Annotated in this window: 9 protein-coding genes; 8 read left to right on the top strand and 1 reads right to left on the bottom strand. The window is 66.5% G+C overall.

Annotated features, from left to right (window positions below; genetic code table 11):
* A partial coding sequence (locus A5695_RS25465; RefSeq protein WP_156749847.1) for a DUF1707 domain-containing protein occupies positions 1–354 on the bottom strand: 354 nt, incomplete at its 3' end.
* A 120-nt stretch (positions 355–474) separates the two neighbouring features.
* On the opposite strand from A5695_RS25465, the gene A5695_RS25460 reads away from it, so the two are divergent.
* The 8 genes from A5695_RS25460 (at position 475) to rplI (ending at position 7,566) form a co-directional block, all read left to right on the top strand.
* A complete protein-coding gene (locus tag A5695_RS25460; RefSeq protein WP_068089141.1) occupies positions 475–900 on the top strand; it encodes a DUF5318 domain-containing protein in 426 nt (141 codons plus the stop codon).
* The gene (locus A5695_RS25455) at positions 893–3,439 is read left to right on the top strand and encodes a transglycosylase domain-containing protein (protein WP_197515620.1); all 2,547 of its coding nucleotides are present in this window, start codon (positions 893–895) and stop codon (positions 3,437–3,439) included. Before A5695_RS25460 ends, A5695_RS25455 begins: the two co-directional genes overlap by 8 nt.
* A complete protein-coding gene (locus tag A5695_RS25450; protein ID WP_068089127.1) occupies positions 3,436–5,079 on the top strand; it encodes a glycosyltransferase family 87 protein in 1,644 nt (547 codons plus the stop codon). The genes A5695_RS25455 and A5695_RS25450 overlap by 4 nt, the downstream gene beginning before the upstream one ends.
* On the top strand, positions 5,076–5,717 hold the full coding sequence (locus tag A5695_RS25445; protein ID WP_068089124.1) for a DJ-1/PfpI family protein: 642 nt from the start codon (positions 5,076–5,078) through the stop codon (positions 5,715–5,717). Before A5695_RS25450 ends, A5695_RS25445 begins: the two co-directional genes overlap by 4 nt.
* Positions 5,718–5,862: 145 nt before the next feature.
* Complete coding sequence (gene rpsF / locus A5695_RS25440) at positions 5,863–6,153, top strand: 30S ribosomal protein S6 (RefSeq protein ID WP_068089121.1); 291 nt, start codon at positions 5,863–5,865, stop codon at positions 6,151–6,153.
* A gap of 111 nt (positions 6,154–6,264) precedes the next feature.
* Positions 6,265–6,783 carry a single-stranded DNA-binding protein gene (locus A5695_RS25435; protein ID WP_068089118.1) on the top strand — a complete coding sequence of 173 codons (519 nt, stop codon included), beginning with the start codon at positions 6,265–6,267 and terminating at the stop codon, positions 6,781–6,783.
* 37 nt (positions 6,784–6,820) lie between these two features.
* A complete protein-coding gene (rpsR, locus tag A5695_RS25430; protein WP_068089114.1) occupies positions 6,821–7,075 on the top strand; it encodes a 30S ribosomal protein S18 in 255 nt (84 codons plus the stop codon).
* Positions 7,076–7,107: 32 nt separating this feature from the next.
* Complete coding sequence (rplI, locus tag A5695_RS25425; protein ID WP_068089110.1) at positions 7,108–7,566, top strand: 50S ribosomal protein L9; 459 nt, start codon at positions 7,108–7,110, stop codon at positions 7,564–7,566.
* Positions 7,567–8,087 lie beyond the last annotated feature (521 nt).

Raw genomic sequence — 8,087 nt, 5'->3', positions numbered from 1 at the left:
CGTGGTGTTGCCGTACATGCCCCACCCGATGCCGATGCCGAGCAGTACCGACACGACGAATGCGGCGGCGAGCACCCCCCAGCCGCCGAGCCTCGGCGGCACCGGCAGGCGCTTGACGGTGGTTGTCGGCAGGGCGCTGCTGTCCGTCTGCAGGTCGCTCACCAGGTCCTGCAGGTCGCCGAGCGTGACGGCCTTGGTGGCCGCGCTCACCCGTTCCCGGTGCTCTTCCATCGACAGCTCGCCGTCGTTGAGGGCGTTGTCGAGGATCTTGCAGGCGTCCTGCCGGTTGACGTCTTTGGCGCGGGTGCTCGCCGCTGCGCCGCCGCCGAGGGATGTCCCGAGCCATTTCGCCACGGGGATGATCGTAGAGTCCCGCCCCGGTTCGGCACGGGAACGACCGAGCGATCACCCGGCTGAGGCCGCCACCGTTTGGTTGCGTATCGGCCGTCCGGATGGCGACGTACTCTGGTGGGCGTGCGACTGCAGCGACAAGTGGTGGACTACGCGCTCCGGCGGCGAGCACTGCTGGCCGAGGTGTACTCGGGCCGCACCGGCGTGTCCGAGGTGTGTGACGCGAATCCTTATCTGCTGCGCGCCGCCAAGTTTCACGGGAAACCGAGCCAGGTCATGTGCCCGATCTGCCGCAAGGAACAGCTGACGCTGGTGTCGTGGGTGTTCGGCGAACACCTGGGTCCGGTGTCCGGGTCGGCCCGCACGGCCGAAGAGTTGGTCCTGCTGGCGACGCGATTCGAGGAGTTCGCTGTCCACGTGGTGGAGGTGTGCCGGACCTGCAGTTGGAATCATCTGGTCAAGTCCTACGTACTCGGCGCGCTGCGCCCACCCAAGGGCACCCGAACGACGCGGACGGCGCGAAACGGCGCGCGCACGGCCATTGAGTAACGACGGACCCCACGACCAGTCGTCCGACAACGCGAGTGGGCCGGCGACTGAACGCGTGGGCAAACATGGACGGGAACAGCGCCCCCGTGACGCGCCGCCGGCGCGCTCTCAGCGGCGTGGGGTTGCCCCGGACGACCGGATGACCACGATCCTGCCGCCGGTGGTCGACGATCGGTTCCCCCGGCGGGCCGATCCCAGGGTCGAAGAAGTCAAAGCCGCGCTGGATGGCCCCCCGTCCGCGCCGGTGCAGCGGGATGCACTCGAGGAGGTCAAGGCCGCGCTGGACAGCCGGACGCCGCCGCGGCGCGAGCGGCGGAGCGCGGGCGGCCCACCGCAGGGTCCGCCACCGCCATCTGGCCCGCGACGGCCGGGCGGCCCCGACGGGTTCGGACGCGGGGCGCGGGATGACGTTCACTGGACGCAACAGATCAATTGGCTGTGGGTGCGGCGTGCGGCCTACCTGTCGGCGGTGGTGCTGGTGCTGCTGCCGGTCGTCACGTTCGCGATGGCGTACTTCATTGTCGACATCCCCAAGCCGGGCGACCTGCGCACGAACCAGGTCTCCACCATCCTGGCCAGCGACGGATCCGAGATCGCCAAGATCATTCCGCCCGAAGGCAATCGGGTCGACGTCAACATCAGCCAGGTGCCGGTGCACGTGCGGCAGGCGGTGATCGCCGCCGAGGATCGTAATTTCTATTCGAACCCCGGTTTCGACTTCACCGGATTCGCGCGGGCTGTGAGCAACAACCTTTTCGGCAACGGCGACCTGCAGGGTGGGTCCACGATCACCCAGCAATACGTGAAGAACGCGCTGGTCGGTTCGGCTCAGCACGGCCTCAGCGGTCTGATACGTAAGGCCAAGGAACTCGTGATCGCCACCAAGATGTCGGGGGAGTGGTCGAAAGACGATGTGCTGCAGGCCTACCTGAACATCATCTACTTCGGTCGCGGCGCCTACGGCATCTCCGCCGCCGCCAAGGCCTACTTCAACAAGCCGGTTGAGCAGCTCACCGTCGCGGAGGGGGCGCTGCTGGCCGCGCTGATTCGGCGGCCGTCGTCGCTCGATCCGGCCATCGACCCGCAGGGCGCCAGGGCGCGGTGGAACTGGGTCCTCGATGGCATGGTGGAAACCAAGGCGCTCTCACCCAGTGACCGCGCGGCGCAGGAGTTTCCGCAGACGGTGCCGCCGGACCAGGCGCGCGCGGAGAACCAGACGACGGGGCCCAACGGCCTGATCGAGCGTCAGGTGACCAAAGAGTTGATGGAGCTGTTCAACATCGACGAGCGGACCCTGAACACCCAGGGCTTGCAGGTCACCACCACCATCGACCCGAAAGCCCAGCAGGCCGCGGAAAAGGCGGTTTCGAAATACCTCGACGGGCAAGACCCCGACATGCGGTCGGCCGTGGTATCGATCGATCCGCACGACGGGGCGATACGTGCCTATTACGGCGGTACGGACGCCAACGGATTCGACTTCGCGCAGGCCGGGCTGCAAACCGGTTCGTCGTTCAAGGTTTTCGCGCTGGTCGCCGCGCTCGAGCAGGGGATCGGACTGGGCTACCAGGTCGACAGCTCACCGCTGTCGGTCGACGGCATCAAAATAACCAACGTCGACGGTGAGGGCTGCGGCACGTGCAACATCGCTCAGGCCCTCAAGCAATCGCTGAACACCTCCTACTACCGGCTGATGCTCAAGCTCAAGGGCGGGCCGCAGGCCGTCGCGGACGCCGCGCACCAGGCCGGCATCGCCACCAGCTTCCCGGGTGTTGCGCACACGCTCTCCGAGGACGGCAAGGGCGGCCCGCCCAACAACGGAGTTGTGTTGGGGCAGTACCAGACTCGGGTGATCGACATGGCCTCGGCGTACGCCACGCTGGCGGCTTCGGGTCTCTACCACCGGCCGCACTTCGTGCAAAAGGTCGTCAGCTCCGACGGACAGGTGCTCTTCGACGCGAGCAAGTCCGACAACAATGGCGAACAGCGGATCCCGAAGGCCGTCGCCGACAACGTCACCGCGGCCATGGAGCCGATCGCCAGCTACTCGCGCGGGCACGCCCTGGCCGGCGGCAGATCGTCGGCGGCCAAGACGGGCACCACGCAGCTCGGCGATACGACCGCTGACAAGGACGCCTGGATGGTCGGGTACACGCCGTCGCTGTCGACGGCCGTGTGGGTCGGCACCGCGAAAGGCGATGTGCCCCTCGTAACCGCCTCGGGCGCACCGGTTTACGGCTCGGGGCTGCCATCGGACATCTGGAAGTCCACAATGGACGGCGCGTTGAAGGGCACGTCGAACGAGTCGTTCCCCAAGCCGACCGAGATCGGCGGCTACGCGGGTGTCCCGGCGCCGCCGCCTCCGCCACCGGCGCCGTCGGTGACCGTCATTCAGCCCACCATCGAGGTGGCGCCCGGCATCACGATCCCGGTCGGCCCGCCCACCACGATCACCAACGCGCCGCCGGCCCCGGGCGGACCCGAGCCGGGTGTCCCGCCGGGCGGGCCGCAAGCTCCCGGGCCGCAACCGCCGCCGTGACCGACGCCGAGCACCCCAGCGCCACCATCTCTCCGGCGCGGTTGGCCGGCGATCTGCGCAGCGTCGACAACCGCGATTGCCCCAGCCGCACCGACTCGTTGGGCGCCGCGCTGGCGGAAGTGATCGGGGGGCCGGTGGGCGGGCACGCGCTGATCGGCCGGACGCGGGTGATGACCCCGCTGCGGGTGATGTTCTTGATCGGGTTGGTGTTTATGGCGCTCGGCTGGTCGACGAAGGCGGCCTGCCTGCAGAGCACCAGAACCGGGACGGGCGATCAGCGGGTGGCCAACTGGGAGAACCAACGCGCCTATTACGAGCTGTGTTACTCCGATACGGTGCCGCTCTACGGCGCGGAGTTGTTGAGCCAGGGCAAGTTTCCCTACAAGTCGAGCTGGATCGAGACCGACGGCAGCGGCACGCCGCAGACTCGCTACGACGGCCGGCCCGCCGTGCGTTACATGGAGTATCCGGTGCTGACCGGCATGTATCAGTACGTGTCCATGGCGCTGGCGAAGACCTACACCGCGTTGAGCAAGCTGACCCCGCTCCCGGTGGTCGCCGAGGTGGTGATGTTCTTCAACATCGCAGCGTTCGGATTGGCGCTGGCGTGGCTGGCCACCGTCTGGGCGACCGCAAGCCTGGCGGGTCGTCGAATATGGGATGCGGCCCTGGTGGCCGCGTCCCCGCTGTTGATCTTTCAGATCTTCACCAACTTCGACGCGCTGGCAACGGGATTGGCCATGGCCGGGGTGCTGGCATGGGCCCGGCGTAAACCGGTGCTGGCCGGCGTGCTGATCGGATTGGGCGCCGCGGCCAAGCTATATCCGTTGTTGTTTCTCGGCCCGATGGTGGTGCTGGCGGTTCGAACAGGCCGCTTCCGCGCGGTGGCGCGCACTGCGGTGACGGCGGCGACGACGTGGCTGCTGGTGAATCTGCCGATCCTGGTGCTGTTTCCGCGAGGCTGGTCGGAATTCTTCCGACTCAACACCCGGCGCGGCGACGACATGGATTCGCTGTACAACGTCGTCAAATCGTTCACCGGCTGGCATGGATTCGACCCCAGGCTCGGGTTCTGGGAACCGCCAACCGTGCTGAACGCGGTGGTGACTGTGCTATTTGTAATCGGTTGTGCCGCAATAGTATACGTGGTACTCACCGCGCCGCAGCGTCCCCGGCTGGCGCAGCTGCTGTTCTTGGTGGTGGCGGTGTTCCTGTTGACCAACAAGGTGTGGAGCCCCCAGTTCTCGCTGTGGCTGGTGCCGCTGGCGGTGCTGGCCTTGCCGCACCGCCGGATCCTGCTGGCGTGGATGACCATCGACGCGGTGGTGTGGGTGCCGCGGATGTACTACCTGTACGGCAATCCGAACCGCTCGCTGCCCGAGCAGTTCTTCACCACGACGGTGCTGTTGCGCGACATCGCCGTCATCATGCTGTGCGCGTTGGTGATTCGCCAGATCTACCGGCCCGGCGAAGACCTGGTGCGCTGGGGCGGCCGGGTGGACGACCCGTCGGGTGGGCCCTTCGACCGCGCCCCCGACACCCCGCCCGGATGGCTGCCGGACTGGCTGCGGCCGGCCAGCCTTAGGCGCGCGCCGACGCCGGCGCCGCACCCCGAGGCCGAACCGGCGGTAGCGCGGTGACTCTGGTCGCCATCCCGTTGTTCCCCCGGGTGACCGCGCTCGACGCGGTTGGTCCCTACGAGGTATTGCAACGCGTTCCGTCGGTCGAGGTGGTGTTCATCGGTCACCGCCGGGGCGAGGTGCGGACGGAGAACGGGATGCTCGGCCTCTGCTGCGATGCGCGATTCGACGAGGTCGCCTCGCCGGATGTGGTGCTGGTTCCCGGCGGTATCGGAACCCGGCAATTGATTCACGACGAGACCATCCGGGCCTGGCTGCAGGCCGTACACCCGGTCACGACGTTCACCACGTCGGTGTGCACCGGTGCGCTGCTGTTGGCCGCGGCGGGCCTGCTCGATGGCCTCAGCGCAACGACGCACTGGCGGGCCTGCGACCTGCTCAACGAGCTGGGCGCCCACTACGTCCCGGACCGCGTCGTCGAGCACCTTCCGCAGCGGATCATCACCGCCGCCGGGGTGTCCAGCGGCATCGACATGGCTTTGCGGCTGGTAGAGCTGCTGGTCGATCGGCAGGCCGCGCAGGCCGCACAGCTGCTCATCGAGTACGACCCGCAGCCGCCGTTCGACGCGGGCTCCCTCGCGAAGGCCGATCAGGCGACGGTCGCGCGGGCCGCCGACTATTTGGCCGCCCGGCAGTAGCCGGATTGCTCGGGCGCCCGGATCCGCCGCGATTTTGGAGGCCAGCCCGCCCATCCGGTAGCCTGGTCCGGTTGCCGACGCAGGCGACCCTCCTGCCACGGAACGACCGTGGCCGTTTGAGACCAGAGGAGGTGGTGAGGTTTCCATGCGTCCATACGAAATCATGGTCATTCTTGATCCCACGCTCGACGAGCGCACTGTTGCTCCGTCCCTGGAGACGTTCCTGAACGTCGTCCGCAAAGATGGCGGATCCGTCGAGAAGGTCGACATCTGGGGTAAGCGCCGGCTGGCCTACGAGATCGCCAAGCACGCCGAAGGCATCTATGTCGTGGTTGACCTCAAGGCGGAGCCGGCGACGGTCTCCGAGCTCGACCGTCAGCTGAGCCTCAACGAGTCGGTCTTGCGCACCAAGGTGATGCGCACCGACAAGCACTAACACCTGTGGCTGAGTTGTGGGCCCACCGTCGGTGGACTTGCGTAGGCTCAGCGAGGATACGTGCCATCCACCGTCTGAGAAGCGAGCAGCAGGCGGACCTAGGAGGAAATTGTGGCTGGTGACACCACCATCACCGTCGTCGGAAACCTGACCGCTGACCCCGAACTGCGGTTCACTCCGTCCGGCGCCGCCGTCGCGAATTTCACCGTGGCGTCGACACCGCGGATCTTTGACCGCCAGAGTTCGGAATGGAAAGACGGTGAGGCGCTGTTCTTGCGGTGCAACATCTGGCGCGAGGCTGCCGAGAACGTCGCCGAGAGCCTCACCCGGGGCTCACGGGTAATCGTGACCGGCCGGCTCAAGCAGCGGTCCTTCGAGACTCGCGAAGGTGAGAAGCGCACCGTCTTCGAGGTCGAGGTGGATGAGATCGGGCCGTCGCTGCGCTACGCCACCGCCAAGGTAAACAAGGCCAGCCGCAGTGGCGGCGGCGGCGGTGGTTTCGGCGGCGGCGGCGGGTCCCGGCAGGGATCAGCATCAGCACCGGCGAGCAGCGCGCCGGCCGATGACCCGTGGGGCAGCGCCCCGGCGTCCGGGTCATTCGGTGGCGGCGACGACGAACCGCCGTTCTAAAGAACTTCAACAGTAAGAAACGGAAAGAAAGACAGTCATGGCGAAGTCGAGCAAGCGACGTCCGGCTCCGGAAAAGCCGGTCAAGACGCGGAAGTGTGTCTTCTGCGCCAAGAAGGGCCAATCGATCGATTACAAGGACACCGGGTTGCTGCGCACCTATATCAGTGAGCGCGGCAAGATCCGGGCGCGTCGGGTCACCGGTAATTGCGTGCAGCACCAGCGTGACATCGCGATCGCGGTGAAGAATGCCCGCGAGGTGGCGTTGCTGCCCTTCACCTCTTCGGCGCGATAGCCGCCGAAGTTCGAGCGAAAGTACGAATAACGATGAAGCTGATACTGACGGCTGACGTCGACCACCTCGGTACGGTCGGCGACACGGTCGAGGTCAAGGACGGCTACGGCCGCAACTTCCTGCTGCCGCGGGGCCTGGCGATCGTCGCTTCGCGCGGCGCGCAGAAGCAGGCCGACGAGATCCGCCGGTCCCGCGAAAGCAAGGCGGTGCGCGATCTCGGGCACGCCAACGAACTCAAGACGGCGATCGAGGCGCTGGGCTCAGTCCAGCTGCCGGTGCGCACTGCGGCCGATTCCGGAAAGTTGTTCGGCTCGGTGACATCCGGGGACGTGGTCGCGGCCATCAAGAAGGCCGGCGGACCCAACCTGGACAAACGGATCGTCCGGTTGCCCAAGTCGCACATCAAGGCCGTGGGTACCCACCCGGTGTCGGTGCATCTGCACCCCGAGGTCGACGTCGAGGTCGCTCTCGAGGTCGTGGCGGAGAGCTAACGCGGCAACCTTTGCTCTTATCCGGCGGCGGCCAGCTTCGGCCGCCGCCGGGCTCAGTTGTGCAGCCGACACGGTCTTCGGCGCCACGGACGGTGGTCGCGGACGCGCGCCCTAGCGAACTATTGCTCGGGTGTATCCCGAGAGTCCTCTTTACCCTGCCGTAACGCTGTGAAAATGCGGCTGCAAGCCAACACGCCCGGAGCGGTAACCTGCGACGACACGCCGTAGAGATTCTTGTCCACACGAAATTCGTCGCGTTACATGGCCCGTAACAGCAGTGATGTCACAGCCGGTTGAATTCATACACAGGTTTTCCACACCCCACTCAACACAGGTGTCGATGGGTATGCACACACGATGCACAGGTTCATGAACAGCGGCCCTTTCACCCACTAGCCAGCAACGCCTAACGTCGTCCCCGGCGCGAAGCGTGCTAGTTCTATGCGACTTCTATGCGACGAAAGTGTCGGCTCCTTGACTTACTCTGAAGAAACCGGTTTTCGAATGTACGTTCGGACGCA

The organism is Mycobacterium sp. E1747 (assembly GCF_001667775.1).
Classification (GTDB): Bacteria; Actinomycetota; Actinomycetes; order Mycobacteriales; family Mycobacteriaceae; genus Mycobacterium.
The sequence above is the reverse complement of the archived record's forward strand: the minus strand, read 5'-3'. Positions and strand labels throughout refer to the sequence as shown.